This window comes from Methylobacterium oryzae, from assembly GCF_036441375.1.
In the GTDB taxonomy this organism is placed as follows: domain Bacteria; phylum Pseudomonadota; class Alphaproteobacteria; order Rhizobiales; family Beijerinckiaceae; genus Methylobacterium; species Methylobacterium oryzae_A.
This window is the reverse complement of the sequence record NZ_MLCA01000009.1, coordinates 52,187-78,912: the sequence shown is the minus strand read 5'-3', so window position 1 is coordinate 78,912 and position 26,726 is coordinate 52,187. Positions and strand designations below refer to the sequence as shown.

At 72.7% G+C, this 26,726-nt stretch carries 26 protein-coding genes; 12 read left to right on the top strand and 14 right to left on the bottom strand.

The features are described from left to right. Positions 1–27 precede the first annotated feature (27 nt). The 6 genes from MOTC310_RS18060 to MOTC310_RS18035 form a co-directional block, all read right to left on the bottom strand. Positions 28–720, bottom strand: coding sequence for a helix-turn-helix transcriptional regulator (locus tag MOTC310_RS18060; protein WP_331302794.1), 693 nt, complete (start codon positions 718–720; stop codon positions 28–30). Positions 721–790: 70 nt separating this feature from the next. Beyond that, a complete protein-coding gene (locus tag MOTC310_RS18055; RefSeq protein ID WP_331302793.1) occupies positions 791–1,621 on the bottom strand; it encodes an anti-sigma factor family protein in 831 nt (276 codons plus the stop codon). Beyond that, positions 1,618–2,160, bottom strand: coding sequence for a sigma-70 family RNA polymerase sigma factor (locus MOTC310_RS18050; RefSeq protein WP_331302792.1), 543 nt, complete (start codon positions 2,158–2,160; stop codon positions 1,618–1,620). The genes MOTC310_RS18055 and MOTC310_RS18050 overlap by 4 nt, the downstream gene beginning before the upstream one ends. A 650-nt stretch (positions 2,161–2,810) precedes the next feature. Then, on the bottom strand, positions 2,811–3,077 hold the full coding sequence (locus MOTC310_RS18045; protein WP_331302791.1) for a GCG_CRPN prefix-to-repeats domain-containing protein: 267 nt from the start codon (positions 3,075–3,077) through the stop codon (positions 2,811–2,813). Positions 3,078–3,266: 189 nt separating this feature from the next. Next, positions 3,267–4,271: an SDR family oxidoreductase gene (locus MOTC310_RS18040; protein ID WP_331302790.1), complete on the bottom strand. Its 1,005-nt coding sequence runs from the start codon at positions 4,269–4,271 to the stop codon at positions 3,267–3,269. Between the two features lie 44 nt (positions 4,272–4,315). Then, on the bottom strand, positions 4,316–4,528 hold the full coding sequence (locus MOTC310_RS18035; protein ID WP_331291603.1) for a hypothetical protein: 213 nt from the start codon (positions 4,526–4,528) through the stop codon (positions 4,316–4,318). A 245-nt stretch (positions 4,529–4,773) separates the two neighbouring features. Between MOTC310_RS18035 and MOTC310_RS18030 the strand changes: the two genes are divergently transcribed. Further along, complete coding sequence (locus MOTC310_RS18030; protein ID WP_331302789.1) at positions 4,774–5,346, top strand: hypothetical protein; 573 nt, start codon at positions 4,774–4,776, stop codon at positions 5,344–5,346. 201 nt (positions 5,347–5,547) lie between these two features. Here MOTC310_RS18030 and MOTC310_RS18025 read toward each other — a convergent pair whose 3' ends face one another. Continuing rightward, positions 5,548–6,378, bottom strand: coding sequence for an outer membrane protein (locus tag MOTC310_RS18025; RefSeq protein WP_331291601.1), 831 nt, complete (start codon positions 6,376–6,378; stop codon positions 5,548–5,550). 1,019 nt (positions 6,379–7,397) lie between these two features. Between MOTC310_RS18025 and MOTC310_RS18020 the strand changes: the two genes are divergently transcribed. Both MOTC310_RS18020 and MOTC310_RS18015 read left to right on the top strand, forming a co-directional pair. Next, complete coding sequence (locus MOTC310_RS18020; protein WP_331291600.1) at positions 7,398–7,880, top strand: DUF2721 domain-containing protein; 483 nt, start codon at positions 7,398–7,400, stop codon at positions 7,878–7,880. A gap of 212 nt (positions 7,881–8,092) precedes the next feature. After that, positions 8,093–8,272 (top strand): hypothetical protein, encoded by a 180-nt coding sequence (locus tag MOTC310_RS18015; protein ID WP_331291599.1) that lies wholly within the window; start codon positions 8,093–8,095, stop codon positions 8,270–8,272. 30 nt (positions 8,273–8,302) lie between these two features. Here MOTC310_RS18015 and MOTC310_RS18010 read toward each other — a convergent pair whose 3' ends face one another. The 5 genes from MOTC310_RS18010 to MOTC310_RS17990 all read right to left on the bottom strand — a co-directional run bounded on the left by MOTC310_RS18010 (position 8,303) and on the right by MOTC310_RS17990 (position 10,112). After that, complete coding sequence (locus MOTC310_RS18010; RefSeq protein WP_331291598.1) at positions 8,303–8,563, bottom strand: hypothetical protein; 261 nt, start codon at positions 8,561–8,563, stop codon at positions 8,303–8,305. A gap of 328 nt (positions 8,564–8,891) precedes the next feature. After that, positions 8,892–9,092, bottom strand: a complete 201-nt coding sequence (locus tag MOTC310_RS18005; protein ID WP_331291597.1) for a hypothetical protein — start codon at positions 9,090–9,092, stop codon at positions 8,892–8,894. 92 nt (positions 9,093–9,184) lie between these two features. Then, positions 9,185–9,550 carry an energy transducer TonB gene (locus MOTC310_RS18000; RefSeq protein ID WP_331302788.1) on the bottom strand — a complete coding sequence of 122 codons (366 nt, stop codon included), beginning with the start codon at positions 9,548–9,550 and terminating at the stop codon, positions 9,185–9,187. A 105-nt stretch (positions 9,551–9,655) separates the two neighbouring features. Next, entirely contained in the window at positions 9,656–9,898 is a 243-nt protein-coding gene (locus tag MOTC310_RS17995; protein ID WP_331291595.1) for a hypothetical protein, read from the bottom strand. Between the two features lie 37 nt (positions 9,899–9,935). Continuing rightward, entirely contained in the window at positions 9,936–10,112 is a 177-nt protein-coding gene (locus tag MOTC310_RS17990; protein WP_331291594.1) for a hypothetical protein, read from the bottom strand. 195 nt (positions 10,113–10,307) lie between these two features. Here MOTC310_RS17990 and MOTC310_RS17985 point away from each other — a divergent pair, with 195 nt between their 5' ends. From MOTC310_RS17985 to MOTC310_RS17965, 5 genes are all read left to right on the top strand, one after another. Next, a complete protein-coding gene (locus MOTC310_RS17985) occupies positions 10,308–10,487 on the top strand; it encodes a hypothetical protein (protein ID WP_020095106.1) in 180 nt (59 codons plus the stop codon). Positions 10,488–10,726: 239 nt separating this feature from the next. Next, complete coding sequence (locus MOTC310_RS17980; RefSeq protein WP_331291593.1) at positions 10,727–11,764, top strand: AraC family transcriptional regulator; 1,038 nt, start codon at positions 10,727–10,729, stop codon at positions 11,762–11,764. 64 nt (positions 11,765–11,828) lie between these two features. Then, complete coding sequence (locus MOTC310_RS17975) at positions 11,829–12,200, top strand: hypothetical protein (RefSeq protein ID WP_331302787.1); 372 nt, start codon at positions 11,829–11,831, stop codon at positions 12,198–12,200. Positions 12,201–12,334: 134 nt separating this feature from the next. Further along, a complete protein-coding gene (locus tag MOTC310_RS17970) occupies positions 12,335–13,687 on the top strand; it encodes an efflux RND transporter periplasmic adaptor subunit (RefSeq protein WP_331302786.1) in 1,353 nt (450 codons plus the stop codon). 10 nt (positions 13,688–13,697) lie between these two features. Continuing rightward, positions 13,698–16,937, top strand: a complete 3,240-nt coding sequence (locus MOTC310_RS17965) for an efflux RND transporter permease subunit (protein WP_331302785.1) — start codon at positions 13,698–13,700, stop codon at positions 16,935–16,937. A gap of 29 nt (positions 16,938–16,966) precedes the next feature. Here the strand turns inward: MOTC310_RS17965 and MOTC310_RS17960 are convergent, their stop codons facing one another. Together MOTC310_RS17960 and MOTC310_RS17955 are read right to left on the bottom strand one after the other, a co-directional pair. Beyond that, on the bottom strand, positions 16,967–17,110 hold the full coding sequence (locus tag MOTC310_RS17960) for a hypothetical protein (protein ID WP_331291476.1): 144 nt from the start codon (positions 17,108–17,110) through the stop codon (positions 16,967–16,969). 209 nt (positions 17,111–17,319) lie between these two features. Next, on the bottom strand, positions 17,320–17,601 hold the full coding sequence (locus tag MOTC310_RS17955) for a hypothetical protein (protein WP_331291475.1): 282 nt from the start codon (positions 17,599–17,601) through the stop codon (positions 17,320–17,322). A 2,146-nt stretch (positions 17,602–19,747) separates the two neighbouring features. Between MOTC310_RS17955 and MOTC310_RS17950 the strand changes: the two genes are divergently transcribed. The 4 genes from MOTC310_RS17950 (at position 19,748) to MOTC310_RS17935 (ending at position 26,671) form a co-directional block, all read left to right on the top strand. Next, entirely contained in the window at positions 19,748–21,412 is a 1,665-nt protein-coding gene (locus MOTC310_RS17950; RefSeq protein WP_331302784.1) for an SWIM zinc finger family protein, read from the top strand. Between the two features lie 310 nt (positions 21,413–21,722). Further along, the gene (locus tag MOTC310_RS17945; RefSeq protein WP_331302783.1) at positions 21,723–23,270 is read left to right on the top strand and encodes a reverse transcriptase family protein; all 1,548 of its coding nucleotides are present in this window, start codon (positions 21,723–21,725) and stop codon (positions 23,268–23,270) included. Positions 23,271–24,673: 1,403 nt separating this feature from the next. Further along, a complete protein-coding gene (locus tag MOTC310_RS17940) occupies positions 24,674–25,522 on the top strand; it encodes a hypothetical protein (RefSeq protein WP_331302782.1) in 849 nt (282 codons plus the stop codon). A gap of 687 nt (positions 25,523–26,209) precedes the next feature. Further along, positions 26,210–26,671: a transposase gene (locus MOTC310_RS17935; protein ID WP_331302781.1), complete on the top strand. Its 462-nt coding sequence runs from the start codon at positions 26,210–26,212 to the stop codon at positions 26,669–26,671. The last annotated feature ends 55 nt before the right edge of the window (positions 26,672–26,726 follow it).

The window sequence follows — 26,726 nt, the reverse complement described above, 5'->3', positions numbered from 1 at the left end:
TGGGGCGAATATTTTTACCGGCCCGCGCTAGGCGTCCGCGATCGGCTGCGGGCAGAGCAGGAGCAGGCGCATCAATTCGGCCTGACGGCGCGTCCCCGTCTTCTCGAAGAGGTGGCGCAGGTGCACGCGCGCCGTGTTCCGGGTGATCCCGCGGTGCGTCGCGCTCGCTGCGAGGTCGTTCCCGGCCAGGATGTCGACCGCCAGGGCCGCCTCTGCGGGCGTGAAGCCGAACTGATCCTGCAGGATACCGGGATCCGGCAGGCGCGGGGTCCCGGGGTCGATGAGGCGCAGGAGAACGGCGCCCTCGGCGATCGGGCCGAGTGTTCCGGGAAGCGCGGAGGCGGCGACCAGGAGTGTCCCGCCCGCGCCTTCCAGGCGGACCGAGCCGCCGCGGTGGCCCGCGGCGCAGCGGGCGATGACCCGGCGCAGAGCCGCGCTGTCCGCGGGCGCCGCGCCGCGCAGGCCGCCATGCTCGAGGCACAGAAGGCCCCGCGCGACGAAGGCCCGCGCGGCGCGGTTCAGGAAATGGGCCCGCCCGTACCGGTCGGTCACCGCCAGCCCCTGCTCGAGATGCTCCGCCAGGAGGTGGAGCGCCGCCTCCACGAGCGACGGGTCCGGGAAGGCCGGGGCGCCGCCGGCCTGGGAGCGCCGCTCCTGCGCGGCGCCGATCTCGGATACATTTTCGGCTCCGCGGGTGTTCAGGTGTGACTGACTGATCACGCTGGGACCCTCGCCGGATCGACATCACGATATCAGTAATAACCCGATATTGACCGCCGATATTCCCGCCTCATCCGGGCGGTCCCCCGGTCCGGGATTGGAACAGGTCGACGAAGGTGCGCAGGTCGCGCCGGTTGAGGTCCGAGACGGCCCAGTAGGTGAGGTCGCCGAGGCGCCAGCGCTCGATCGTCGACCCGTCGCGCCGCTCCTCGCCGGCCGCGGGGCCGTCGGCGGCGGGGATCACCGTGACGCTGATGACGTGCCGGTCGCGGCGATAGACCAGGGTCGGCACGGGCGTGCCGCCGACGATGTCGACCCGGCCGCCGACCAGCGGGAAGCCCTTGTCGGACAGGTCGGGGGCCTCGGGCGCGATGGTGGTCCGGCCGTTGAACCAGGGCTTCACCACGTGCCGGTCCGAGGAGGCGACGTCGAAGGGCTGCGGGGCCGCAAGGCCGCGGAGATGGCCGGCGAGCACGACCTCGCCGGTATCCGGGGCGCCGCCGGGGCGGTCGAGATAGACGGCCCCGCCGCCGAGCCCGGCCCCGCCGACGAGACCGAGGAGCAGCGTCGCGGCCAGCGCTTGCCAGGATCCGCGCCAAGTTCCGCTCCAGGACTCGAGCCACGATCCGAGCCGGGACCCGAGCGGGCCTCCGAGGCGATTGTGGGACTGGGGCGGGTCGAAGAAGCCGATCTGCTCGATCACGCGCGCCCGCAGGGATTCCGGGGCGGGCGGGCCCGCGAGAGTCGCGCGCAGGGTGCCCGAGAGGTCGCGGAGGCGCTCGGCCATCGCCCGCGCATCGGGGTCCGCCGCCAGACGGCGGTCCATGGCCAGGACCTCGCCGGGCGACAGCTCGCCGTCCGCGTAGGCGCTGAGGAGCAGGAGTGTCTCGTCGTCGGTCATCGCCCGTCCTTCGCGAGCCGTGCAAGCAGGTGCTGCCGCGCGCGGCCGAGGCGCGACATCACGGTCCCGATCGGGACATCCGTCACCGCGGCGATCTCGCGGTAGCTGAGGCCGTGGTACTCGCGCAGGACCAGCGCCTCGCGGAAGGGCACCGGCAGGGCCTCGACCGCCCGGGCGAGCTGCCCGGCATCGTCGCGGGCGATGAGGGTCGCCTCGGGCGTCTCCGGGGCCTCGGCCAGGGCGCCCCCGATCTCCAGCTCGGCGCGGGCCTCGGGGGCGAGATCCTCGGCGAAGACCACCGCCCGCGGCCGGTGCCGCTGCAGCCAGGAATAGCCGGTGTTGCGGACGATAGTCAGGAACCACGCCCGGGCATTCCCCTCGGCGAACCCCTCGATCGCCCGGTAGGCGCGCAGACACGCCTCCTGCATCACGTCCTCGGCGTCGGTGGCGTTGCCGGTGAGCCAGTGCGCGAGCCGGTAGCCCTCGTCCAGGCGCGGGAGAACGAGCTGGCTGAAGCGCGCCCGCGCCAGGGTCGTCATAGGGTCGTCATGCCGGCGGCCGGGTCGAGCCCGCCCCGTCGAGAGCCTGCGAAGCCATGGGGTCCCTGCCCTGGTGCTCCAGCCTGCAGCGGTGTGCCACAGATTTGGGAACCGGGCGGCGACGGGGTTTATTCCCGCGTCCAGGCACAGGAGCCTCGGGACGCCTCTCGGGCCGATGGCGCGCCGCTACCGGCCGCCTCGGGGACGTCCGGCGGCGCGATTTCCCGGCGCCGGAGTCTCCGTCCCGCGGGCCTGTCCGGCCGGCGATCGCGGGTCGGGCGCCGGCTCCGGGCAGCCGTCCGGGCCGAGGCGCTTGCGGGCGACGCGCTCGGCCGCCGCCTGTTCCGCCGCCGAGGGGTTCGCGCCGCCGCTCTGATCCTGGGCCATGGCCATGTCCAACCGGAGCGGGACCGACCGCGGTCCCGGGCGTGGCTTCCCCGGCGCCGCCGGCGGCCGGAGCGAACAGGGGCCGGACGCACCGTCCCCCCACCCGATCCGCGCGCCTGCCACCGATGGGAAGGGGCAGGCCACCGCCTCCTCGGAGACGGGACCTGCCCCTGGATCAACCCGCGGGCCGTGTCACGGTTCGGCGCCGCGATCGGCGCCGGACCACCGCGTGCCCGCGCGTGCCTGCGCCGCGATGCGCGTCATCAGCGGCAGACGCGCCGCGGTCCCCACGGAGTCGGGCGGAAGATGCAGTGCGGGCCGTAGAAGCGCGGCCGCCGGTAGATCGGCCGGCAGCGCCCGTACGGGCCCGGCGCCCAGCCGGGGCCGCAGCCGAAGGCGACGGTGCTGACCGCGGCGGGGCCGGTGAGCGTCGCTGCGCCGGTGGGCGCCAGGGGCGCCGCACCGGCGGAGGCCAGGCCGAGGCCGCCGACGACAGCCGTGGCGGCCGCGATCATCTTCACGTGCATCATCAGACCTTCTGTTCGGTGTCGCGCCGGTACGGCCCGGCGCAAGACTTCGACAGGATGGTCCTCGAGCCTGAATGTGGGCTGACCTCCGCCATAATCGTCTGGAAACAAACATTCCGGCCGGTATCCGCGCGGGACTCCTCTCCGCCGAAGCGGATGCCGCTCCGGCGGGAGGCGCGTCACGGCAAGGCTCTAGCGCCGCTCGGCGCGGCCCAGGAAGGCGGCCGCGGCCGCGGTGGCGCCGGCCAGCAGGATCCCGGTCAGGACGGGGTTGATCGAGGCCTGCGTGTAGGCGCTGCGCATGACGTGGTGGGGCGAGCCGCCGCGCACGGCGCCGTCGCGCCCGGCCGCGTGGAGGGCGCCGTCCCGATCCTTGCCGGCCACGCCCCCCTTCTGGGTCCTCGAAACCACCTGGGCCCCCATCCAGTCGGTCACCACCGGGACCCGCTTGCGCAGCGAACTCATCAGCTTGCCGCCGCCGCCGACATAGAGGTCGCGCGGCCCGTGCTCCGCGGCGTAGAGGATCGCCTCCGCGACGTCCGCGGGATCGTAGACCGGCGGCGGCAGCTTCGGCGCCTGCGCCATGTAGTTCTTGGCGTGCTCCGGGAACGGCGTGTCGATCGAGGCCGGCTTGATGAGCGTCACCGAGACCGGAGCGCCCTCCTCCTGGAGCTCCATCCGGAGCGCGTCCGTGAAGCCTTTGATCGCGTGCTTCGAGGCCGAGTACATGCCCTGGATCGGGAAGGCGAGGTCGGAGGCGACCGAGCCCAGGTTGATGAGCGCGCCGCCGGTCGGCCTCAGGTGCTGCAGCGCCACCGTCGACCCGTAGACGATCCCCCAAAAATTGACGTCGAACAGCCGCCGGTGATCTTCGTCCGAGACCTCCTCGAGGCGGCCGAAGATCGAGAGACCGGCATTGTTGACCCAGGTGTCGAAGCCGCCGTAGGCGCGCACGGTCTCGGCGGCCAGCGCCTCGACATCCGCGCGGCTGGAGACGTCGGTCACCACCGCCCGGGCCTCGCCGCCGTGCTCCTGGAGGTCGTGGACGATGCCGTCGAGGGCGGCGGCGTTCCGGGCCGCCAGCACGACGCGGGCGCCGCGGCGGGCGGCCGCCCGGGCCGTGGCGAGGCCGATCCCGCTGGAGGCGCCGGTGATGACGATCACCTGCTCGCGCAGGGGCTTGTGCCGGATCTGCATGCCGCGTCTTCCTCTCTCATGTGCTGGTTCCGGGCGGATCGCGCTCAAGCGCCGCCCCCCGGCCGGTCGCGCTCCGCCCCGAGGCTGGTCCCGCCCCGGCGCGCTTCCTCCTTCTCGGTGCCGGCCCGCTCCATCGGACCGTCCTGCGGCTTGACCGTGCCGGTGGCGGTGTCGAGGGGCGCGTTGGCCAAGCCCGCACTCTTCGGCTTGCCGTGAGGCATCCGCTGGGCCTGGGTGTCGTCCGGCACGTCGGCCATGGCTCTGATCCCGCGCGATGGGGTTGCTCCACGGGCGCCGCCGCGCGCCGCGACGGAGCCCTCCGGCGGATCGGACCGCGCGGCCGATCCCCTGACGGCCAACCCGTCAGGCGGCCGGCGTATCCGGCGACGGCGGTCGCCGTGCGCGGGTCGGGTGGGCGAAGCGCCCGGGCGGGGCGAACGCGCCGCAGGAACACGGCCGCAGGGCCGGTGTTGTCTGCCGAATCTTTTCGCGAGGCGCGCCGATGTCAGGAACTGCCAAGAAGACCGACCCCAAACTGTGGGAGAAGGTCAAGACGCAGGTCACGAAGTCTGAGAAGGGCGGAAAGGCTGGTCAGTGGTCGGCGCGCAAGGCGCAGATCGCGACCGCCGAATACAAGAAGGAAGGCGGCGGCTACGCGGGCAAGAAGGCGGCCGACAACCATCTTCAGCAATGGACCGACGAGGAGTGGGGCACGAAGTCGGGCCAGGAGAGCGGCAAGACCGGCGAGCGCTACCTGCCCAAGAAGGCCCGCGAGAGCCTGACCGATAAGGAGTACGCCGCCAGCACGGCCAAGAAGCGGGCCGACACCCGCAAGGGCAAGCAGTTCTCGAAGCAGCCGAAGGCCGCCGCCGAGAAGGCCGCCGCGGCGCGCGAGGACGGCCAGTCCGCCGCCAAGGCTTCCGGCAAGGGTGCGTCGTCGGGCAAGGGGGCCGGCAAGACGTCCGGCAAGTCGGAGACGACGAAGGCCGAACTCATGCGCAAGGCCCGGGCGCAGAACGTGCCCGGCCGGTCGCGGATGTCGAAGGCGCAGCTGGAGCACGCGGTCCACGCCTGAGGCATGACGCGGCGGGCCGGCGCCCCAACGCAAGACGTCCCGGGAAGGATTCCCGGGACGCTCCTCGGCTCAAGCGGCCAGTTTGATCGGGCTGGGGATGCTCAGGTCGAGAGAGGATGCGGCCTGTCCAGGGACCCGCGCTGTCCCGGTGACCGGGACGCAGCCCCCCGCGCCGCGGGGGGGCGCGATCGCGCGTGGACCTTAGTACGAGCCGAACTTGTAGTTCAGGCCGGCGCGGATGACGGCGAACTCGTCGTCGCGGCGGCCGATGTTGTTGTACACCACCGGGAAGTTGTTGGCGGCGTTGATGACGAACGCGCCCTGGTTGCGGGTGTTGCGGTCGAGGTTGACGTACAGACCTTCGACCTTGAGCGTCACGGCGTTCGAACGGAAGAAGTTCAGGAACGAGTCGGTGGGCAGAGCGTACTCGATGCCGCCGCCGACCGCGTAGCCGGTGCGGAAGCTGTCGTTGCCGGCGAAGCCGCCGAAGGAGCGGTCGGCGCTGCCCGAGCCGTAGGCGAAGCCGCCGGTGCCGTAGAACAGCACGCGGTCGAAGGCGTAACCGATGCGGCCGCGGACGGTGCCGAAGAAGTCGAGGCTGGAGAGGCCGCGCGGGTCGGTGACGTAGTAGCCGGGAGCCAGCGGACCGACCAGGAAGGCGTTGTTCCGGCTGCGGCCGAAGTCGAGGTACTGGGCGTCGGCCTCGACGCCGACGACGATGCCGGAGCCCGGGGTAAACTGGAAGTTGTAGCCGACCTGGCCACCGCCGGAGAAGCCTTCCTGGTTGCGCTGGCTGAAGAAGGCGGTGGTGCCGTTGCCGTAGGGGGCGGGCACGCCGAAGCTGTTGGTGTTGTTGCTGCTGGCGTCGAAGGCGTAGCCGGCGTTGATACCGAAGTAGGCGCCGGTCCAGGTGAAGACCGGGACGGGGGTGAACACCGGCGGCGGGGCGGCGCGACGCGGCAGGTCGGCGGCCGAGGCGGCGCCGGTCAGCAGGGCCGTGGCGGCGCTCGCGAGAAGAAGCTTCTTGATCATCTGGTCCTCTGTCTCCCGTTGGACGGGATGTGTGCGGGGCGGACAGAACGCCAGGACGCGCCGGGGCGATAGTGCATCGCTGCAACAGCCCGGAATCGCGGCTTTCGAGCCGAACCAGCGAGGTGCGTTGGAGCACGTCGCGAACTCGAACCACCGAACCGAAGAAGAGAACTCGTATCCGAATGTGTCCGGAAACAAAATGCCCCGTCGCGCGCGAGCGGACGGGGCTTCAGTTTGTTGGTGAACGTTCCCAGGACCAACCAGGAAGCTTCGAGATTTAATAGATCCTACCGGCCGGCGCCCCGCAAGCCCGATCGCGATCCCGCGAGCGGTTAACATTAATTTACGTCCGGCCCCTGTCCGTGCCCGGGCACCGCCCGCGGGCGGTGCCGCAGATGTCGCCCGATCCGGCCCCGTATCGCGGTGGTGCCGGAGGCGTCCGCGCATCGGCGCCGCGTCTATTCGCGCTCGCACCCGCGGATCTGCGCAGATGAATCCTGCGTCCGATCCGGTGCGGGTCTTCGGCGCGCGCGGCCGAGTCTTGTCGCGCCGCCCGGACCGGATCGATCTCCTGGGGGCCGGTAGATCTCGTCGGCGAACGGCGCCGGCGCGCCGGCGCGGAGCCGCCGCAGCCGATCCCTGTGGAGAAGCCGCCGCGCACGGGCCGGTGCGGCGAGCGCGGCTTTCCCGGCGCGCCGCAGGCCCTATCTGCCGGCGTCGTCGGTGGAGATTTCAGGAGACGCGCATGCACCCCGTCGCGCTGCCTTCGATGCCGGCCCTCGGGGCCCGGCTCAGGATCGGAGATGTCGGCCCCGCGCCGGTCGGGGGGTTCCGGTGACCGACACGCCGGCCCCGTACCTCGCGGTGGCGTTCCTCTCGGCGCTGTTCCTGCTGGTGGCCGGGCTGCAGGCGGAGGGGCTCCTGTGGTGATCCGCCCGGTCCGTCGCACCGCGTCGCCGCCGACCGTCCCGGTCGCCGGCGGGGTCGGCACGTGACGCGTCCGCGCGCCTAGCCCGCCGATGTTCGGCTTCTCCCTCAGCGCGACCGAACCCGACAGCATCGCCCACATCATCCAGGTGGCGCTCGCGCCCGCCTTCCTGCTCTCGGCGCTGGCGACGCTGCTCAACGTGTTCTCGACCCGCCTCGGCCGGATCTCCGACAAGGTCGACAGCCTCTCGGCGGAGGCCGCGCGGGCGACGGAAGCCGAGGCCGCCCGCCTCTCCCGCCGCCTGACCTTCCTGCGGCGGCGCTCCTTCGTGCTGGACGTGGCGGTGGTCCTGGCCTCGCTGGCGGGCGGCCTGATCGGCCTGGCCGTGCTGACGCTGTTCGTCGGCGCGCTGCGCGACGCGGCGACCGCGTCCGTCCTGTTCGCCTGCTTCGGGGCGGCGCTGGTCTGCACCGTCGCGGCGATCGCGGCTTTCATGACCGAGATCCTCATGGCCGGTCGCGGCATCCGCGACGCGGTCGACCACCAGCAGGATCAGGTGTCGGCGCCGCAGTGAGTTCGCGCCGAATCACCCGGACGCTCTCAGCGACCGGGTGCCGCCGCCCGCTCTTCCCGGCGAAGGTGGGCGAGATCCTGCGGCGACGCTTCGAGTCGGCGGTGGGGCGATCCGGGCCGCGCCGGCGGCGATTTCGATTGCGGCGGGCGGGAACCCGGCCTTAGTCTTCCGGTGGCCCGATTCCGCCGCCGGCCGCGCCCGAGTGTTCCGCCATGAGCATCGCGATCCTGATTGCCTTCGTTGCCGGCGCACTCTGCCTCGGAATCCTGTCCGCGCTCATCCCGTTCGGGCGGCGCGACGGTGAGGAACTGGAAGAAGCGCTCCCGTACGAGGACGAGTTCTTCGACGTGGGCGGACCGGTGATCGATCTGGAGCCGCGCCACCTCACCTGACGCGCTGCGCGGCAATCGACCGGCGGGAACCTAACGGGACGCGGATCCCGCCGCGCCGGGGGCCGGGGCGTCGTGCCGGGCCGACCAGACGACCCGGCCGGCGGGATCACGCAGGGCCGCCGAGCCCGCGCGTCCGGCGCGCAGCTGCGCGAAGCGCGCCTTCGCGGCGGTGACCGCCGCCTCCTCGAGGGGGCCGGGAATCTGCTCGTCGTGGATGATGATGCCCCCGGCGCTCTCGCGGTGGACCACGCATTGCAGCCGGTAGGGCGCGGGGGTCTCGGGCAGTGCCATGGCGATCTCCCGTCCGGTCACGGTGCTGGCGCGCCACCGGGGCCGGCGTGGCGCAGCAGGATCCCGGGCGCCGGCGATCTGCCGGCTCGGATGGCGGGGACGCCGCGGAACATCGGCCCTCCTGGGTTCGACGCGTCGGGCGCGATCCATACCAGATCCGTCCGGGCCGCGGACGATCTTGCGTGCCGCCGCGCGCGCTCGCCACCAGCGACCTTTTCGGGCCGTCCGCGCGGGATTCGCGCGGGTGGCCGCTCGTGCGGTGAGCACCGTGCCCGGAACCGCCTCGGCGCGCCGACGCGGTTCCGGGTCAGGTCCGGGTCGGGACCGTTCAGGCCGCCTCGCCCTCCGCGTCGTCGGCGTCCAGGATCGTCTCCAAGTCGCCCACGAGGGCATCGAGCTGATCGGCCGTGGCGACGAGCTTGAGCTTCGTGCCGTCCTGCGCCTCGACCGCGATCTCGATGTGGTCGGCCACCTTGGCGGCCAGGGCCTGCTTCACCGTGTAGGTCGTCACGTCGGACTTGTCGGCCATGCTGATCTCCTGAGTGGCTGCGGGCAACGCGCTGAGACCGGGATCGGCGGTGCGGCAGAAGCTCGCGACCGGCGCGTCACGATCGATCGCGCCTAGCCACGCTTCCGCGTGTGGCGCTCGACCACGCGCTGCCGATGCGTCGGCACCTCCGGCAGGCGGGAGAATCCCGACGGGGTGCGGTCCCGGGCCGCCGCGGGCCGGGGTGCGGGCAGCAGTTCCGGCGGGGACCGGGGCGTCTCGACGACGATCGCCTCCAGCACGATGGGCCGCCTCGCCGGCGCGGGCCGCGCCGGACGTCCCGGCCGCGCCGCGCAAGTTCCGAGGGCCCAGAGCCCGAGACAGAACAGGCCGATCAGGATCCCGTCCCAGGACGGCTCGGTCCGGCACATCAGGATCCCGGTGCCGGTCAGGGCGGCCCCGGCCGCGAACAGGCGCGCTGTCGGATCGGCGGAATGCATGCGGTACCCTCGGTCCGGAGCCCTGCGGACGCGTGAACGGCATCGCTCGACTTGTCGGCATCGCCCGGTTCTCCGGTGCCGGCTCTCCGCCCCGGCGGACGCGCCTCAGCCCGCCAGGCTGGAGGGAGCCTGCCACGCGACGCCGGGATGCTCCCGGACGTCGCCGGCCCGGGATCCGGTATCGGCGTCGCTCGTCCAGTCGCCGGGCTCGACGACCTGGGCGATCTCGGCGTCCGGATAGGCGGCCGACAGGAACAGGCGCGCCTCGCCCTCGGCCTCGGCCCGGACCGTCACGAGCGGCCGCTCGCCGCCCGCGTCGCGCACCTGCGCGATGAACAGCTTGGTCATGGTCTCCCTCCGGATACGTCCGCCGGCGCGGCGCGGATCAGGGCTGCAGTTCCTCGATGTGGAGGCCGCCGGCCCGCAGATGAGTCGGGATCCGGGTGCGGTCGCGGAAGCCGGCGGCGCGCGCCATCGCGTCGAGGGCCGTCAACGGGTCGAGCGCCGAACCGCTCCACAGGATCGCCCCCGTCGCCGCCTGCATGATCCGGAACACCTTCACGCCACGCTCCCGGTCTCGACCCTCGGACAAGCTTGGGGGCCCGGCGGGTGTTCCCGGCGCACGGTCCAGGGCGGACTGCGGCCGATTCGCGCCGGCCGGGCCTCTGCGGGAACGGGCTGCGCCGGGCGTCGGTTCTCCAGACATCGCCGGCATGGGCCGGCACGTCGAGAGCCCGATCGGGACCCAAGGAGAGCCATGACCAGCCGCACCGTTCAATCCGCCCTGCTCGCCCTCGCCCTGGTGGCAGGAAGCGCCGGGATGGCCGCCGCGCAGAGCACGCCCAACGGCAACACCTCGTCCCCCGGCGCCCCCGCGGGCGACAACAGCACCGGCAACGGCGCCACCGGCAGCGGCGCGGCTCCGAGCGGTCGGTAATCTCCGGTTAACCACGAGGGTCGAAGCCCTCGATCCTCACGACCGTGCAACTTCCCGTCCCGCGGCCACCCGGCCTGCGGGACGGTCCGTTTCCGGCCTCCGGCCGCGCCGTCGTGAGACCGCGACAAGGTGGAAGCCCAGAGTCCGGTGATTGGAACGGAGTGCCACTTTTCTGGGCAGGCAGAATCGCCATACTGTCGCCGTGACCGGGCTGCGCCCGGTCAGAACCGACGCGGGCGATGCGACCGAAACCGATCCTGCAGCTCACGGGCGAGAGCCCGGGTCATCGTCAGGCCGACGATTGGCGCGACGCCGTCGCGCCGTTCTGGGATTTCACGATCCGCCGGGAGGACCTGTCCGATTTCCGCGGGCAGTCCCGGGTCCGGCACCTCGGCACCGCGATCGTCTGCAGCGCCCGCGCCTCCGGGCTCCGGTTCGAGCGCGCGCGGGCTCTGACGGCCCGGATGGGGATCGATCACATCGTCGCCCATATGCGCGTCTCCGGGCAGTCGAGGCTCACGATCGGGGGCCGGGAGCGGGACTGCGCCCCCGGCGACGTCTGCCTGTTCGACCTGTCGCAGCCGCTCTCCGCCGCCTCCACGGATTACGAGGCCATCACGGTGGTGCTGCCGCGCCCGCTCTTCGGGTCCCGGCAGAGCGCCCTCGACGCCCTGCACGGGTCGGTGATCCGGGGCACGTCCCCGTTCGGCCGGATGGTCAACGACCATCTGCGCTCCCTGAGCGCGCACGCGGCCGGGTTCTCGGAGCCGGAGGCCGCGGCGGCGGCGGAGGCCACGGCCGCGCTGCTCGGGGCGGCGACCCTTGGCCTCCCGCAGGACGAAGGCGGCCAGCCGCCCGAGCGGGCGCCGCTGCTCGTCGCGATCCGGCGCTACATCGAGGCCGAGCTGGCCTCCGAGGACCTGAGCGCCGAGACGGTCGGGCGGCGGTTCGGCGTCTCGCGCAGCGCCCTGTACCGGCTGTTCGTCCCCCTCGGGGGCGTGTCCGGCTACATCCGGCAGCGCCGGCTCGCCCGTGCCTATCGCGACCTCGCCGCCGGCGACGGGCGCTTCGCCCGCATCTCCGAGGTGGCGTATCGCTGGCGCTTCGAGAGCCCCGCGCATTTCACCCAGGCCTTCCGCGCGGAGTTCGGCTGCGCGCCCCGGGATGTCCGCGCCCAGGCCGTGACCGAGCCCGAGCGGTCGCCCGCCGCGGAGCCGCCGGCCCCGGCCGAGACCTGGGCTGACTTCTACAACTGGGTCCTCAAGCTGGCGGCCTGAGCGGGTGCGGCCCCCGGTCGACGGACCTTGTGCCTCCGGCCTCGGATGGACCATAAGGGCCGCGATGACCTTCGGGGTTCGGCATAGGCGCCCGGCCGGGGCGCGGGGCTGGTGGGCGCTCGTCGCCCGCACGCTCGCGCTCGTCCTGACGCTGGCCGTCGCCGCCCCGGGCGCCGGCCTCGCGGCGGATCTCGCCTTCCACGCGGGCGGCCATCACGACCGGAGCCAGGGCCCGGCCCTCGACGCGCCGGCGGCCCCCGCGGCGGCCGATCCCGGCCTCTCGGAGCACCTCCATTGCGGCTGCCATCAGGCGGCCCGGCTGGAGGCGACCGAGTTCGCGCCCCCGGCCGCCCCGGGCCGGTTGCTGCCGGGCGCCCTCGCCCAGGTCCACCCTTCCGTCAGTCCCGACCGGCTGCCGCGGCCTCCGCGCGCGTGAGCTGACGCCGCCCGCAGGCGGCGCTCCGCCCGGATTCCGAACCGGCTCCGGGTTCGCCCTCACGTGACACCTGAACGGGACCTCCCGGGACCGCCGCGCGCGGCACCCCGCCGTCCCGGCCGAGCAGCTTTCCCATGCGCATCGTCCTGTCCGTGGCCGCCGCCGCGGCACTCCTGGCCGCCGGCATCGCCCTCAGCGCCGCAATCCCCGCCGTCCCCACCCTGCCCGACCGCCTCCGGCAGACCCTCGCGGCCGCCGGGCTCGCCCGGGCCCCGGCCGACGACCACGATCATCGCTACGCGGCCGCCGCGCCGGACCGGCCGAGGGTCGCGCCCGATCCGCGCGCGGGCGCCGATCACGCGCACGACCATGCGCACGGCGCCGACGAGGCCGACGAGGCGGGCACGATCCGGATGCGGCCCGACCAGGTCGCCGGCCAGGACATCGTCACCCGGCCCGTCGCGGGCGGCACGCTGGCGCGCCACCTCCTCGTCCCCGGCACGATCACGCCGGACACCGACCGGATCGCCCGGGTCCCGGCCCGGGTGGTCGGGACCGTCGCCGAGATGCGCAAGCGCCTCGGCGACGCCGTGCAGGCGAACGAGGTCGTCGCCATCCTCGACAGCCGCGAGGTCGCCGACGCCAAGAGCGAGTACCTCACCGCCCAGGTCCAGGCCGAGCTGCAGACGATCAACTTCGAGCGCCAGCAGAAGCTGCTCGCCTCGCGCAGCGCCTCGGAGGCCGCCTTCGAGACCGCCCGCGCCGCCTATCTGGAGAACCGGCTCCGGGTCGACCTCGCCCGCCAGAAGCTCTCCGCCCTGGGTCTCGACGCCGCCGAGGTGGCGGCCGCCCAGAAGCGCGACGAGGCCACGCCGAACCAGTCGACCCTGCGCCGCTATCCCCTCCGGGCGCCGCTCGCCGGCCGCATCGTCGAGCGCAAGGTCGATGTCGGCACGGCGGTCGGCAAGGAGGGCGATCCGGCCGACCTCTACACGGTGGCGGACCTCTCCACGGTCTGGATCGAGCTGTCGGTGCCGACCCTCGACCTCGCCCAGGTCCGGGAGGGCGCCCGCGTCACGGTCACGCCCGGCCGGACGGGCGAGACGGGGCGCCACGCCGAGGGCCGCGTGATCTTCGTCAGCCCCTTCCTCAACCCCGACACGCGCTCGGCCCGGGTGGTCGTCACCCTCCCGAACCCGGACCTCGCGTGGCGGCCCGGCACCTTCGTCACCGCCGAGGTCGAGATCGCGCAGGACGCGGTCCCGGTCCGGATCCCTAAGGCGGCCGTCCAGACCATCGAGGGCCGGAGCGTCGTCTTCGTGCGCACGGCCGAGGGGTTCGAGAAGCGGCCGGTCACCCTCGGCCGGTCCGACGACGAGGCCTACGAGGTCACCGCCGGGCTGGAGCCCGGCGCCGAGATCGCGGTCGGCAACGCGTTCCTGCTGAAGGCCGAGCTCGGCAAGGCCGACGCCGGCCACGACCACTGAGGAGCGCACCGTGATCAGCCGCATCCTCGCCGTCTCGGTCCGCCAGCGCTGGCTGGTGCTGCTCCTCGTGCTGCTGGCATCAGGCTTCGGCGCCGCCGCGCTCGCGCGGCTGCCCATCGACGCGGTGCCCGACATCACCAACAACCAGGTCCAGATCAACACCCTGGCCCCGTCCCTGTCGCCGGCCGACGTCGAGCGGCAGGTCACCTACCCGGTCGAGACGGCGCTCGCCGGTATCAAGGGCCTCGAATACACCCGCTCGCTCTCGCGCAACGGCTTCTCGCAGATCACCGCGGTGTTCGCCGAGTCCCTCGACATCTACTTCGCCCGCCAGCAGGTCGCCGAGCGCATCGCCCAGGTGCGGGAGGACCTGCCCTCCGGGGTCGAGCCGCGGATGGGCCCGATCTCCACCGGCCTCGGCGAGATCTACATGTGGTCGGTCCAGTACGCGCCGCCCTCCGAGCGCGCGGCCGTGCCGGCGGGCCGGCCGGGCTGGCAGCCGGACGGGAGCTACCGGACCCCGGAGGGGCAGGCGCTCCGGACGGAGCTGGAGCAGGTCGCCTACCTGCGCACGGTCCAAGACTGGATCATCCGGCCGCAGATCAAGTCGGTTCCGGGCGTCGCCGGCGTCGACGGGATCGGCGGCTTCGAGAAGCAGTACCACGTCCAGCCGGACCCCACGAAGCTGACCGCCCTCGACCTCTCCTTCGCGGATATCGCCCGGGCGCTCCAGGCCAACAATGCCAACCAGGGCGCCCGCTACCTGGAGGACAACGGCGAGAGCTATGTGGTCCGCGCCGCCGGCCGGCTGGAGGGCCCGGAGGCGATCGCCGACGTCGTGGTGGCGAGCCGCGGCGGCGTGCCGGTGCGGATCCGCGACGTCGCCACGGTGCGGATCGGGCGCGACCTGCGCACCGGCTCGGCGAGCGAGAACGGGCGGGAGACCGTCATCGGCACCGCCCTGATGCGGATCGGCGAGAACAGCCGCACGGTGGCGGCCGCCGTCGACGCCCGCATGGACCAGATCCGGCGCGCCCTGCCCCCCGGCATCGTCGTCCAGACCGTCCTCGACCGGACGCAGCTCGTCGAGGCCACGATCCGCACGGTCGGCAGGAACCTCGCGGAGGGCGCGGCCCTCGTGATCGTCGTCCTGTTCCTGCTGCTCGGCAACATCCGGGCGGCGCTGATCGCCGCTTTGGTCATCCCGGTCGCCATGCTGATGACCGTGACCGGCATGGTCGAGGGGAGGATCTCGGCCAACCTGATGAGCCTCGGCGCGCTCGATTTCGGGCTCATCGTCGACGGGGCGGTGATCATCACCGAGAACGCGCTCCGCCACCTCGCCGAGCGGCAGCGCGCCCTGGGGCGGCCGCTCGTGCCGGAGGAGCGCCTGGAGACCGTGCGGGACTCGGCCGAGGAGATGATCAAGCCGTCCCTCTACGGGCAGGCGATCATCATGCTGGTCTACGTCCCGCTCCTGACCTTCACGGGTGTCGAGGGCAAGATGTTCCAGCCGATGGCGCTGACCGTCCTCCTCGCCCTGGCTTCGGCCTTCGTGCTGTCGCTGACCTTCGTGCCGGCCCTGATCGCCGTCGCCCTCACCGGCCGGGTCACCGAGGCGGAGAACCCCCTCATCCGGGGACTGAAGGCGCTCTACCGGCCCCTCCTCGCCGCGGCGATCCGGGCGCCCGCCCCGTTCGTCGGGGCGGCGCTGCTCCTCCTCGCGGGCGCCGGGCTGCTCGCCACCCGGCTCGGGACCGAGTTCATCCCGCAGCTCGACGAGAAGAGCATCGCCCTCAACGCCACCCGGATCCCGTCCACCTCCCTGACGCAGTCGCAGGCGATGCAGCTCAAGGTGGAGCGGGCGATCGCCAAGTTCCCGCAGGTCGCCTACGTATTCTCGAAGACCGGCACCGCCGAGGTCGCCACCGACCCGATGCCGCCGAACGCGTCCGACACCTTCGTGATGCTCAAGCCGCAGGCGGACTGGCCCGACCCGAGCCTGTCGAAGGCCGAACTGCAGGAGCGGATCGAGGCGGCCTTAGGCGAGCTCGCCGGCAACGTCTACGAGTTCTCCCAGCCGATCCAGCTGCGCTTCAACGAGCTGCTGGCCGGGACCCGGGGCGACCTCGCCGTGAAGGTGTTCGGCGACGCCTTCGAGCCGATGCTGGAAACCGCCAACCGGATCGCCGCGATCCTGCGCGGGATCCCCGGCGCCGACGACGTGAAGGTCGAGCAGATCGCCGGCCTGCCGGTCTTCGAGATCCGGATCGACCGGGCCGAGGCGGCGCGGCTGGGCCTGAGCACCGGGGCGATCCAGGACGTGATCGGCGCCGCCATGGGCGGTCGGGACGCCGGCTTCGTGTTCGAGGGCGACCGGCGCGTGCCGATCGTCGTGCGCCTGACCGATCAGGTCCGCGAGGACCGGGAGGCCCTGGAGAACCTGCCGGTCCCCCTGCCCCCGGGCGCGAACGGCAGGGCCGCCTCCGTGCTCCTGCGGCAGGTGGCGCAGTTCTCGGTGAGCGAGGGGCCGAACCAGATCAGCCGCGAGAACGGCCGCCGCCGGGTCGTGGTCACCGCCAACGTCCGCGGGCGCGACATCGGCTCGCTGGTGGCGGAGGCGCAGGCGAAGGTCGCCGCCCAGGTGATACTGCCGGCGGGCGCCTCGGTGAGCTGGGGCGGCCAGTTCGAGAACCTCGCCTTGGCCCAGGCGCGGCTCGCCGTGGTGGTGCCGGTGTGCTTCTTCCTGATCTTCCTGCTGCTCGCCTCGGCGCTGGGCGGCGCGCGGGACGCGCTGCTGGTGTTCAGCGCGGTGCCGCTGGCGCTCACCGGCGGCATCGCGGCCCTGTGGCTGCGGGGGATGCCGCTCTCGGTGCCGGCCGCGGTCGGGTTCATCGCGCTCTCGGGGGTGGCGGTGCTCAACGGCCTCGTGATGCTGACCTTCATCAAGCAGCGCGTCGCCGAGGGCCGGCCGCTGCGGGCGGCGATCCGCGAGGGCGCCCTCACCCGGCTGCGGCCGGTGGCGATGACCGCGCTGGTCGCCTCCCTGGGCTTCGTGCCGATGGCGCTCGCCACCGGCACCGGCGCCGAGGTCCAGCGGCCGCTCGCCACCGTGGTGATCGGCGGCCTGATCAGCGCGACGCTCCTGACCCTGGTGGTGCTGCCGGCGCTCTACGCGCGGTTCGGGCGCGCCGGACCCGCCATCCGCGGCGCTGTCGCGGCCGAACCGGTGGCGGACCGTGCGGCCTGACGGCTCCCGCGCCGCGGCCGCGCCGGCCGTCAGGCCGGGAGGATGTGCAGCATCCCCCCGACCATGCCGAGGGCGCCGATGCCGAGCAGCCCCACGGTGATGTACAGCCGCATCCGGCTCCCTTCGGCGGCCGACGAGTTCTGGGTGTCTTCGGGCAGGTCGAACCAATCCATCAGGTGAATGCAGCCGGTCGGGTGGGCGGAAGGCGCCGCCCTAGGCCAGCCCGATGACGACGGGATGACGGGGCCCCGGCGCTGCGCAGCCCGGCGCTGCGCAGCCCGCGCGGCCGCCGCTCGGGCCCGTCGCGGCCGGTCCCCGGCCGCGATCGCGACGCCGGGGACGGGCCAGGAGACCGCCGGGAATCGACCGGGGCGGGCCCGGATCAGCGCCGGCCCGAGGCTCCGGCCGAGCCGGCATCGCTGCCGCCCGGCTGGAAGCCGGCCGCGTTCGGCGGCCCCTTCATCCGGCCGTCCTGCTTCGGCATCTCCGAGCCCGGAGCTCCGGTCGTCGTGCCCGTCGTCTCGCCCTTGCCCATCTCGCCCTTGCCCGTATAGCCGGCCGCGTTGGGCGAGCCCTGCATGCGGGCGCCGGTATTCTCCGCGGCCGTGGCGGCCGCGCCCGTTGCCAGGAGGCCGGCAACGGTCAGGCTGATCAACGTCTTCATGTGCGAACCCTCGAACGTTTCCCCCGGCCGCCTCTCCGGGCGTACCGAGGGCAACGCGGCCGGACGGATCCCGTTCACGCCCCCTGGATCGGGCCGGGGCGGGCACTAGGGTTGCGGAACAATACTTGCTGCGATGCGGTATTTCCGCGCCGGGGACCGCGCAGAGGTGCGTTCCCGGTGATGATGTATTGATTTGGATCCGTGCCCGTGCGGGTGCACACAATTGCAATCCGAGGCAGAATCTGCTTCAATATTCGTACGCGTTGCATTCCATTTCGGGAACTGAACCCGCTTGCGGCCTATCGGGCTCCGCGAGGAGGTCGAACATGTACGCTTTGGTCAAGACCGAAGAGGGGACCGATTGGGAGCTGGTCGTCGTCCTCGGCGGCTGGATCGTCTTCGAGATCGCGATCCTGACCCTGTGCTTGGTATCGATGTAGGCTGGCTTCGGGACGACACCGGATCCGGGCCGCCGGAGCCGCGCCCGACGGGCGCGCCGGGACGCCGATGCTTGGTGATGCGCGGACACGCTTGGGAAACGCGTGGGAAGCGTTGGGAGCCGCGCGAGAGACCCGCGCGTGCCGGGGCATGCTCTGCCGATCGCAGGAGGTGCCGGCAGGTGCGGCGCGATGGCAGGTGCAAGGCGAAGGCAGCTCGCGCTCCAGGCCGTCCGGCGCTCCATCTGCGGTGACGGCGCGACCCCCGCCACGGTCGTCTGCGCCCCGGCGCCGGTGGAGCGGGCCAGGGTCACCCTCGCCACCTCCCGCGCCCTCCTGCTGATCGGCGAGCGGGGACCGCCAAGAGCCGGCTCCAAGAGCCGGCTCTCGGCCTTCCTGTCCGCCACCGGCGCGGAGCCCGACCCCTTCGCCCAGGCCGCCCTCCGGGTCGCCGCCATGCGGGCCGATCCCGGCTCGGCGGAAGCCCGATCACGGGAACGTGCGCGCGCGGTTGCCCCGTCGGCCCCGCTGGGGCAGGTTGCCGCAGCCTCGGGCGCCGCGATTCGCCGGTCCGCCCGTCCCGGTCGTTTCGCGAGGAGCCCGGATGCGAGGACCCGTCGATCGTCGCGCCCGCGCGGCGCACCCCTGCCCGGCCGCGCGTGCCGGCGCGGTGGCATGAGGGTCGTCCGCGCGGCGCGCCTCCACCTGCGGGACGCCACCTCCGACAAGGTCTACGACGTCGACCTGATCGAGAACGAGGCCCTCGGGACGCCCGAGCGCTTCTTCGTCAACACGCGCTACGGCCGGCGCGGCGCGACCTTGCGCGAGGGCTCCAAGACGCCCCGGCCCGTGACCGCCGAGGCGGCGGCCCGGCTGTTCGACAGCGTGGTCGTCGCCAAGATCAACGGCGGCTACCGGCGGGCCGACGGGCCGGAGACCGCCGCACNCCGCGCCGACGGCGCCCGCCGCCTCGGCGCCGCGCTCCTGCCCGACCGGCGGCCGGAGGCCTTCAGCGTCCGCCAGATCGCCCGGCTCGGCGGCCACCCGTACCGGACGGTGCGGGACTGGGCCATGGCGGCCTTCGCGGCCGATCCGGCCCGGTTCCAGGCCGCGGCGGCCGAGGCCGTGCTCCTCGTGGAGAGCGACTGGCCCGACACCCTCGCCTTCGCCCGCGGCCTGTTCGATGCTTGGCCGGAATCCGCCTGGACACCCGCGGCGCTCGCCGTCGTCACCGACAGCGTCAAGCCCGAGGTCCTGGCCTTCGCCCGCCATCTCCTGCGCGCCCGGCTCCGGCCCGGAGACGCGGAGGCGCAGGTCCTGCGCCTCCTGGAGCACCCCGCTCCCTCCATGCATCTCCTGCTCACCGAACTCCTGACCGAGCAGGCCGTGGCGAGCGAGGCGGCCTTCGCGCGGCTGGTCCCGCTCGCCCGCATCGTGATGCTGCAGGTGCTGCGGGGCCGGGTCGCCAAGGACCGGATGGCCGCCTTCCTCCGGGCCGAGGCCCTGCGCAGCCGCGCCCGCGCCGAGGCGCTGCTGCCGCTCTTCACCGATCTCACCCTGAGCGGCACGGCCCGGGACCGCAGCGCCGCGATCCTGGCCTTGCGCGACGTCGCCGACGCCCATCCCGGCCTCGCCGTGCCCCTCGTCCGGCACCCGCCGGAGGCGCGGGGCCCCGTCTCTCCCTCGGCACCCGTCTCGGAAGGGGCCCGATGAACTTCGTCCATCGCTACCTCGGCGCGAGCCGGGCCGTCTCGGACGCGGACGCGACCCGGCTCGGCTTCGTCCCCGACACGTTGCGCGAGCCGACCTACTTCGCCGGGACGGTGGCGCGGCACCTGCCGTTCCGGGAGGCGATCTCGGCCCTGCACCACGTCGTGGTGTCGGACCTGCGCTTCAAGCCGAAGGACCGCACCGCCTATTTCGCGTGGCTCCAGGCCCACGAGCAGGAACTCCTGGCCGAGGCGCTCGCCGAGAAGGACAGCCTGCGCGCGGAGATCGAGGCCCTGCGCGCCGAGAGCCGGGACATCGCGGCCCGCGCCGACGCGGTGATGCGGCCGTTCTACGACGCGCGGAAGCGGTACTTCGACTATCTCTACCGGGAGAACCTCGACGCCTGGATCGTGCTCGACCCGGTCATCACGGTCCACCCGGACGAGGTCTTCTTCGAGGCGTTCAGCCTCGACGAGTCGAGCTACGGGCGCCTGTCCTGCGACCACGACACCTTCGCGCGCATCGGCGACATGGCCTGCGGCACGACCAACATCGACTACAGCCACGCCCTCTACGACGAGTTCCAGAAGATCCGCAGCTACCGCGACACCGAGCTGGCGATCGACCCGACCGGCTTCGCGGTCCAGACCTCCGGCGAGGCCGCCTATCGCGAGGACAAGATCGACCTGCCCGATTCCTGGATGCGGGGCTTCCTGCAGGTGTCGAGCGCCATGGCGCAGCCCGCCCACGTGGTGGACCTGCACCCGGTCGACATGCACGCGATCCTGACCCGCCTCGCCGCGCGCCGGGAGCGCCACGGCCCGCGCTCCCTGCGGTTCCTGCTCGAGCCCGGCCGGCCGGTCAGCGTGCTGATCGAGCCCTGGAACGAGCGGCTGACCTTCCGGCGCTCGATCTACCGCGGGGGCGGGGCCGCGGAGATCCGCCTGTGGGGCCGCCGCCGCCTCGCGATCCTGGCCCGGACCCTGCCGCTCGCCCGGTCGGTGCGGCTGCACCTCCTCGGCACCGGGCTCCCCGCCTTCGCGGTGGTGGATTTCGGCGGCCTGCGCTTCACGCTCGGCCTGTCGGGCTGGACCGCCAACGACTGGTCCCGGGCCGGGCAGTTCGACCTGCTCGCGCCCCGGGCCGACGTCGACGCCGACACCGCCGCCCGGGTCTTCGCGGCGCTCCGGCGCCACCACGCCGCCGACACCGGGCAACTCGCCGCCGAGACCGGCCTCGACCGGTCGACCGTGGAGGCGGCGCTCGGCGGCTACGTGCAGGCGGGCCGCGCCATGTTCGACCTCGACAAGCGGGTCTACCGCCTGCGGGAGCTGACCCGGGAGCCGCTGGCGCCGGGCGCCCTGCGCTTCGCCTCCGAGCAGGAGGCCAAGGCCGACCGGTTCCTGGCGGCCGGACTGGTCACCCTCGGGCCCGTCGAGCAGGCCGGCGACAGGCGGCGCCTGAGCGGGACCGTGCTGGACGACGGCCGGAGCCTGACGCCCGCGGTGGAGCTCGATCCCGACGACCGCATGGTCGGCGGCAGCTGCCAGTGCGGCTTCTACACCCGCAACCGGCTGACCCGCGGCCCCTGCGAGCACATGCTGGCGGTGCGCCGCCTCGTCCACGCCCAGGTCGAAGGCAGGCCCGCGCGGTGGCAGGCGTGAGGCGGGCCCGATTGATGCGGGAGCGCGCCTGGCCTATCCTGACCGCGACGAGGGGCGTCGGCCGGGGCGGACCTTGCATTTCGGGCGGCGATTCGCCGTCCCTGCACCCTGCCCAGCAAAGCGTCACTGGCCCGCTCTTCACTGGGCCGGCACTGACCACCGGTGCGCGTTCGCGGTTTGGGTTCGCTGAACCCAAACGCGCACCGGTGGTCGTGCCGGCGTCGAGTGGACCGGGCCAGTCCCGAGACTTGACGAAGGCATCCCGGCCGACGTCCCCCGTCACGCCTCCTGCCTGCGCCGGAGGTCGCCGATGAGCCAGCAGCCCGGCAGCCTGACCCGCCAGCAGCTCTACGACCGGATCCGCGAGAGCTCGAAGGACGAGGTCATCCTCGAGGAGATGATCCGGCTCGGCTTCTGGCCGGACGGGGAAGCGCAACCCAACCCGCCGGACGACCTGATCCACCGCCGCGGCGAGATCGCCCGCGCCCTCGCCGACCTGCACCGGCGGGAGGCGGCGTGGCGCGACCCGGAGGCCGCCCTCAAGGAGATGCATCGCCGCCGCAAGAAGGCGGCGCTGGAGCGGCGGCGCGAGACGCGGCTGCGTAACGCTCGCGACCGCCACGCCCGGGCGCAGGCGTGGCACGCGCGCCGGGAGGCGGAGATCCTCCATCTCGGCGACGGCGTCTCGGCCGGCCTCGCGAACGCGGACGCGCCCGCACGGGGGCCCGCCCCCGGTCTCCCGCCCCTGGCGAGCCCGAAGGCGCTGGCCGAGGCCATGGGGATCGGTCTCGGCGAGCTGCGCTTCCTCGCCTACGACCGGGCGCTCAGCACGGTGAGCCACTACCGGCGCTTCACCATCCCCAAGAAGGCGGGCGGGCTGCGCCGCATCTCGGCGCCGATGCCGCGCCTGAAGCGGGCGCAGTACTGGATCCTCGACGCGCTCCTCGCCCACGCCCCCGTGCACGCGGCGGCCCACGGCTTCGTGCCCGGCCGCTCGATCGTCACCAACGCCGCCGCCCATGTCGGGCGGGACGTCGTGGTCAATCTCGACCTCAAGGACTTCTTCCCGAGCCTCGATTACCGGCGGATCAAGGGGAAGTTCCGGGGCCTGGGCTACGCCGAGCCGGTGGCGACCGTGCTGGCGCTGCTCTGCACCGAGCCGGACGTGGACGCGGTCGAGATCGACGGCGCCCGCCTGTACGCCGCCCGGGGGCCCCGCCGGCTGCCGCAGGGCGCGCCGACGAGTCCCGCGCTCACCAACCTCGTCTGCACCCGGCTCGACGCCCGGCTCTCCGGCCTCGCCGGCAGCCTCGGCTTCACCTACACGCGCTACGCCGACGACCTGACCTTCTCGGCCTCCGGCGCCGCCGCCGGGAAGGTCGGCGCGCTGCTCAAACACGTCCACGCCATCGTCGCCGGGGAGGGCTTCACCGTCCATCCGGACAAGACCCGGGTGATGCGCCGCGGCCGGCACCAGGAGGTGACCGGGCTGACCGTGAACGAGCGGGTCGGCGTGCCGCGCGAGACGCTGCGCCGCTTCCGCGCCCTCCTGCACGGGCTCGAGCGGCACGGTCCGGCCGGGCGCCGCTGGGGCGCGGCCGGCGAGGCGGGCGTGCTCCGCGCCGCGATCGGCTTCGCGCAGTTCGTCCGGATGGTCACGCCGGAGACCGGCACGCCGCTGCTGGCGCGGGCCCGCGCCCTCGCGGAACGCCACGCGGATTCCCGCTCGGCCCGTCCTGAGGCCCGGCCGCTGCCGGATTTCCGCGCCCGGTCCGCGCGGGGCGAGGTGCCGCTCGCCCGCTGGTGGACACCGGCCNAGCCGAGCATGCTCCTCGCGGTTAGGACGAGAGGGGCGTAGTCGCTCTCGGAGGGAACAACGGTATCGGACACGGCGCCCGGCAAAGCGATATGAATGGAGCTATCAATGATGTGTCTGAACCGTGCGGCAACTTGGTCGAAATCCTCCGGAAAGACCCTTAAACCCGCGTGACGGCGGTTGCGTAGGATGCGCCGACCCATAATTCCTAGTTATCCTGTCCCCGGAGCGGTAGGCGCTAGCAAGCGCACCCCTCACGCTGAAGCCTGAACACCGAGCTTACCAGAAACCACGTCAGGCATAAGACCCGACCTGTCCAAGGTCGCGCCGATCGGCGTAGGGCTGCTCGCGCGACGCACACGGCGAACAGACCGTGCCCACATCGGCATGCCTCACCCAGGACATATCGTGATGCTAGGGCTTGTGAGTACCCCATCCACTCGCGCTGAGGCTAATGACGCTCGACGTGGGCAGCAGCGGCGGGGCCGGCCTTCATGGCCCAGACGAAGTTGATCCGTCGTCGAGGCTGGCAGGTACCGCGGGCCTCGTCCGGTCGATCCCCTTGCCCCTGGGCAGGGGGCGAGGATCGGGACAAGGACGGCGGCGGAGACAGGAACGTCGCGGCGACCTTCCCTATCACGTCCACGCGGTCGTGACCGACGACGGCATCTCGTTCGCCGCCGCGCTGACGAGCAGGGCCGTGCCGACGGTTTCCCGGGCTCCACATCATCGATCGTATCTGTATCGGGCGCGGCATCGAGCATCGTCGGACCGAGCCTCGCCATCCCTGGACCGAGGGCCGTGCCGAGCGGATAAGCCGGACGATCGGCAAGGCAATCGCCATGCTCATCGAGCACGACCGTCCGGCGAGCTGGAAGGCGCATATCCCGGCGTTCGTCGCAACCCACAACCTCGCCACGCATGTCGAGACGCCGCGCCGGATGGCCCCGTTCCAAGCCACCTTTCAGGCCCCGCCAACGACCCGGACCGGTTCAGGCCCGACCCGCACCGCTTCATCCCCTGACCATACACCGGACAAGGCGTCATTGCCGGTAGCCATGCGTGCCGGGTCGTACATGAGACTGGCCGATTGGCCCCCCGATGTGCCCGGCCGTGCATCCCGACCATGCGCCAGGTCGGTGCCGGCCTCGATCGGTTCGGCCTTCCATCGCCGAAGCAAGCCGCACTCCCCGGGTCCTCCGGGGCTTGGCGTCGCCGGTCGCTCGGGCGACCCGTCGGTCCGGATCCCGGCGGGAGCTCGCCTGCCGAGTCGTCGCCGTCTCGGCGCGGTCGCAGCGGAGACGGGCGCGGGCCGCCTTCATGGGCGGCCGCCGCGGCGCATGATGTTCATCGCGCCATGGACCCCGCATGACGGAGGGCCGTTCCGACTTTCTTGCCGGCCACGTACCATCCCGGTCACAAGCGATTTCACAGGGATTCGGGACATGGACCTTTTCAAGCTTACGGTTGCCGGCAAGAGCGGGGATGTCCGCCCCGCAAGTTCGCCGGCGGCCTTCCGCTTCGGTCCTCCCAGCGATCCGGAACGCGCGTTCGTAAATCTCGAAATCGGTGATGCGGCCAACGCTACCTCATCGCGCACGTTCACCGTCGGGTTGGGAAGCCTCCTTTCGGGTGCGGCAGGCGTCCTCGCCGTCAACGGCATCGTGGGTTGGCTTTCCGGAGCCATCGGATCGACCTCGGACATCCTCGTCAATCACTTCGATCCCTCGGAAAGCCTAGGGCCGAAGGCGATGTTCGCGGCGTGCTTCGTCACCCATGCGACCATCGTCGAGATCGGTAGGCGCTATCTGCGGAAGCGGGGCAAGCGCTTCGCTTCCGAGGCGGCCGCCTGGGAGGCCGTCGGCGCAGGGTGCGGCGACGACGGGCGATGGGTCATCGGTCCGGCGGACTTGTTCGAGGGAGAGGCCGCGAACTGGACCTTCACCGCCTTGGCCCTGTGGGCCCGGGACAGGATCGCGATCCTGACGCCGTCCGAGTTCTCATGCTTCGAGGGGCGGCTCGCCGAGAAGGGCTGTATCCTGAGGAAGTACCGGATGGTTGGCGAGGGACGCGGCGTGATCACCACCCAGCGCTTCGGCAAACTTCACTCAGTCGATGGGCAATCGGCATACAAGGTCATGAGTTCAGGCCAAACCTTGGTGGAGGAATGGTACCGCGACGGCCAGCGCATTCCCATGCCCGCCATAGGGCGCGTGTCGATGCCGGACGACGCGGAAACACCCGGGAATGCGGCCGATACGGAACGCCCTGATGCCCCGCCGCACGCGTACTAGCGGTAGGACCTGGATATCCATCGCCGACGACGATCCTGTCGGGCTGGCGGATGCGGTCGTCATCCATCCCCAACCGGTCGAGCGTTGCCGGCTCGTGACGATCCCGCAGCACCAGACAGGCGCCACGGGACCGGACCTCGCCGCGGATACCGGTCTGCATGAAGGCCGAGCTTCCGGGCCGGCCGTCCCTGTCGTGCGGTCCTACCGGCCGCTTGCCGGGGCGGAGCGGCAAGCCCCGGATAAGGCGTATCCCTTGCAACCGAGGCTTTCGACGATGGGCAAGTGAGTCTGCACACAGGCGACGATCATCGGCCCCCCTCGTCGGGCGAGGGAAGGCCCGGTGAATCCGCGGATGGGATGAAGCCGGCGCGAAGCGTGCGACGGGTCCGCCGCCGAGCAGGGGACTATGCTGCTCGGCGGGTAGGCGGGGCAGGGCGCCGGGTGTCGGCCCGGACCGAGGTTGGCAGCTTGGCGATCGGGGCGCTGTCCCAACGAGGTTTCGGCTCCCGTCGGGACGGCGCGTTCCCGCTCCAATCGGGGCCCGCGGTCGGTGGTCGCGCTGGCCAGCGTGTCAGGTGCGGTAAGGGCTAGCTCGACTTTGGCCAATCGGACGGGTCGTTTAGGGTGTGAGGTGACGAAGCGGGCGTGGCGGGTAGGTTGGTGGCGTCCCCGCCAAGAGACACCACCATGCTGCCCCTGCCTGCCCGCTTCGCCGGGATCATCCTGGCGTTCGCGCCGCTGTTCGTCCACCGCTCGTGGCGCCATGCTCAGCTGTTGCTGATCGGCGCGATCCTGGCGCCGGGCCCCCGCACGGTGGCGAGCGTCCTGCGCATTCTGGGCCGTGCGCAGGAGCGGCGGTTCGTGAACGTCCACCGCATCCTCAACCGGGCGGCGTGGTGCCCGCGCTCCGGCGGCCGTATCCTGCTCGGGCTCCTCGTCGATGCGTTCGCGCAACGCGGCCCCGTGGTCCTGGGACTGGACATGATCGAGCGCCGCCGCGGCAAGCGCATCGCGACCAAGGGGATCTACCGTGATCCGGTTCGCTCCTCCGACAGCCATCTTGCCAAAGCGAGTGGGCTGCGCTGGATGAGCCTGACGTTGCTCGCCCCGATCCCCGGGCGGGGCGCGTCTGGGCGCTGCCGTTCCTAAACGCGCTGGTCCCGTCAGAGCGCGCCTGTCGCGAACGGGGCCGCCGGCACAAGCC

Coding starts and splice junctions, on each gene's coding strand:
- MOTC310_RS18000 (WP_331302788.1), bottom strand. CDS start 9,550: ATGCATTCCGCCGATCCGACAGCGCGCCTGTTCGCGGCCGGGGCCGCC.
- MOTC310_RS18010 (WP_331291598.1), bottom strand. CDS start 8,563: ATGGCACTGCCCGAGACCCCCGCGCCCTACCGGCTGCAATGCGTGGTC.
- MOTC310_RS18030 (WP_331302789.1), top strand. CDS start 4,774: ATGTCAGGAACTGCCAAGAAGACCGACCCCAAACTGTGGGAGAAGGTC.
- MOTC310_RS18015 (WP_331291599.1), top strand. CDS start 8,093: ATGAGCATCGCGATCCTGATTGCCTTCGTTGCCGGCGCACTCTGCCTC.
- MOTC310_RS18045 (WP_331302791.1), bottom strand. CDS start 3,077: ATGATGCACGTGAAGATGATCGCGGCCGCCACGGCTGTCGTCGGCGGC.
- MOTC310_RS18005 (WP_331291597.1), bottom strand. CDS start 9,092: ATGGCCGACAAGTCCGACGTGACGACCTACACGGTGAAGCAGGCCCTG.
- MOTC310_RS18055 (WP_331302793.1), bottom strand. CDS start 1,621: ATGACCGACGACGAGACACTCCTGCTCCTCAGCGCCTACGCGGACGGC.
- MOTC310_RS17995 (WP_331291595.1), bottom strand. CDS start 9,898: ATGACCAAGCTGTTCATCGCGCAGGTGCGCGACGCGGGCGGCGAGCGG.
- MOTC310_RS18020 (WP_331291600.1), top strand. CDS start 7,398: ATGTTCGGCTTCTCCCTCAGCGCGACCGAACCCGACAGCATCGCCCAC.
- MOTC310_RS17950 (WP_331302784.1), top strand. CDS start 19,748: ATGAACTTCGTCCATCGCTACCTCGGCGCGAGCCGGGCCGTCTCGGAC.
- MOTC310_RS18035 (WP_331291603.1), bottom strand. CDS start 4,528: ATGGCCGACGTGCCGGACGACACCCAGGCCCAGCGGATGCCTCACGGC.
- MOTC310_RS17935 (WP_331302781.1), top strand. CDS start 26,210: ATGCTGCCCCTGCCTGCCCGCTTCGCCGGGATCATCCTGGCGTTCGCG.
- MOTC310_RS17980 (WP_331291593.1), top strand. CDS start 10,727: ATGCGACCGAAACCGATCCTGCAGCTCACGGGCGAGAGCCCGGGTCAT.
- MOTC310_RS17975 (WP_331302787.1), top strand. CDS start 11,829: ATGACCTTCGGGGTTCGGCATAGGCGCCCGGCCGGGGCGCGGGGCTGG.
- MOTC310_RS18040 (WP_331302790.1), bottom strand. CDS start 4,271: ATGCAGATCCGGCACAAGCCCCTGCGCGAGCAGGTGATCGTCATCACC.
- MOTC310_RS17955 (WP_331291475.1), bottom strand. CDS start 17,601: ATGAAGACGTTGATCAGCCTGACCGTTGCCGGCCTCCTGGCAACGGGC.
- MOTC310_RS17940 (WP_331302782.1), top strand. CDS start 24,674: ATGGACCTTTTCAAGCTTACGGTTGCCGGCAAGAGCGGGGATGTCCGC.
- MOTC310_RS17985 (WP_020095106.1), top strand. CDS start 10,308: ATGACCAGCCGCACCGTTCAATCCGCCCTGCTCGCCCTCGCCCTGGTG.
- MOTC310_RS18025 (WP_331291601.1), bottom strand. CDS start 6,378: ATGATCAAGAAGCTTCTTCTCGCGAGCGCCGCCACGGCCCTGCTGACC.
- MOTC310_RS17970 (WP_331302786.1), top strand. CDS start 12,335: ATGCGCATCGTCCTGTCCGTGGCCGCCGCCGCGGCACTCCTGGCCGCC.
- MOTC310_RS17960 (WP_331291476.1), bottom strand. CDS start 17,110: ATGGATTGGTTCGACCTGCCCGAAGACACCCAGAACTCGTCGGCCGCC.
- MOTC310_RS18050 (WP_331302792.1), bottom strand. CDS start 2,160: ATGACGACCCTGGCGCGGGCGCGCTTCAGCCAGCTCGTTCTCCCGCGC.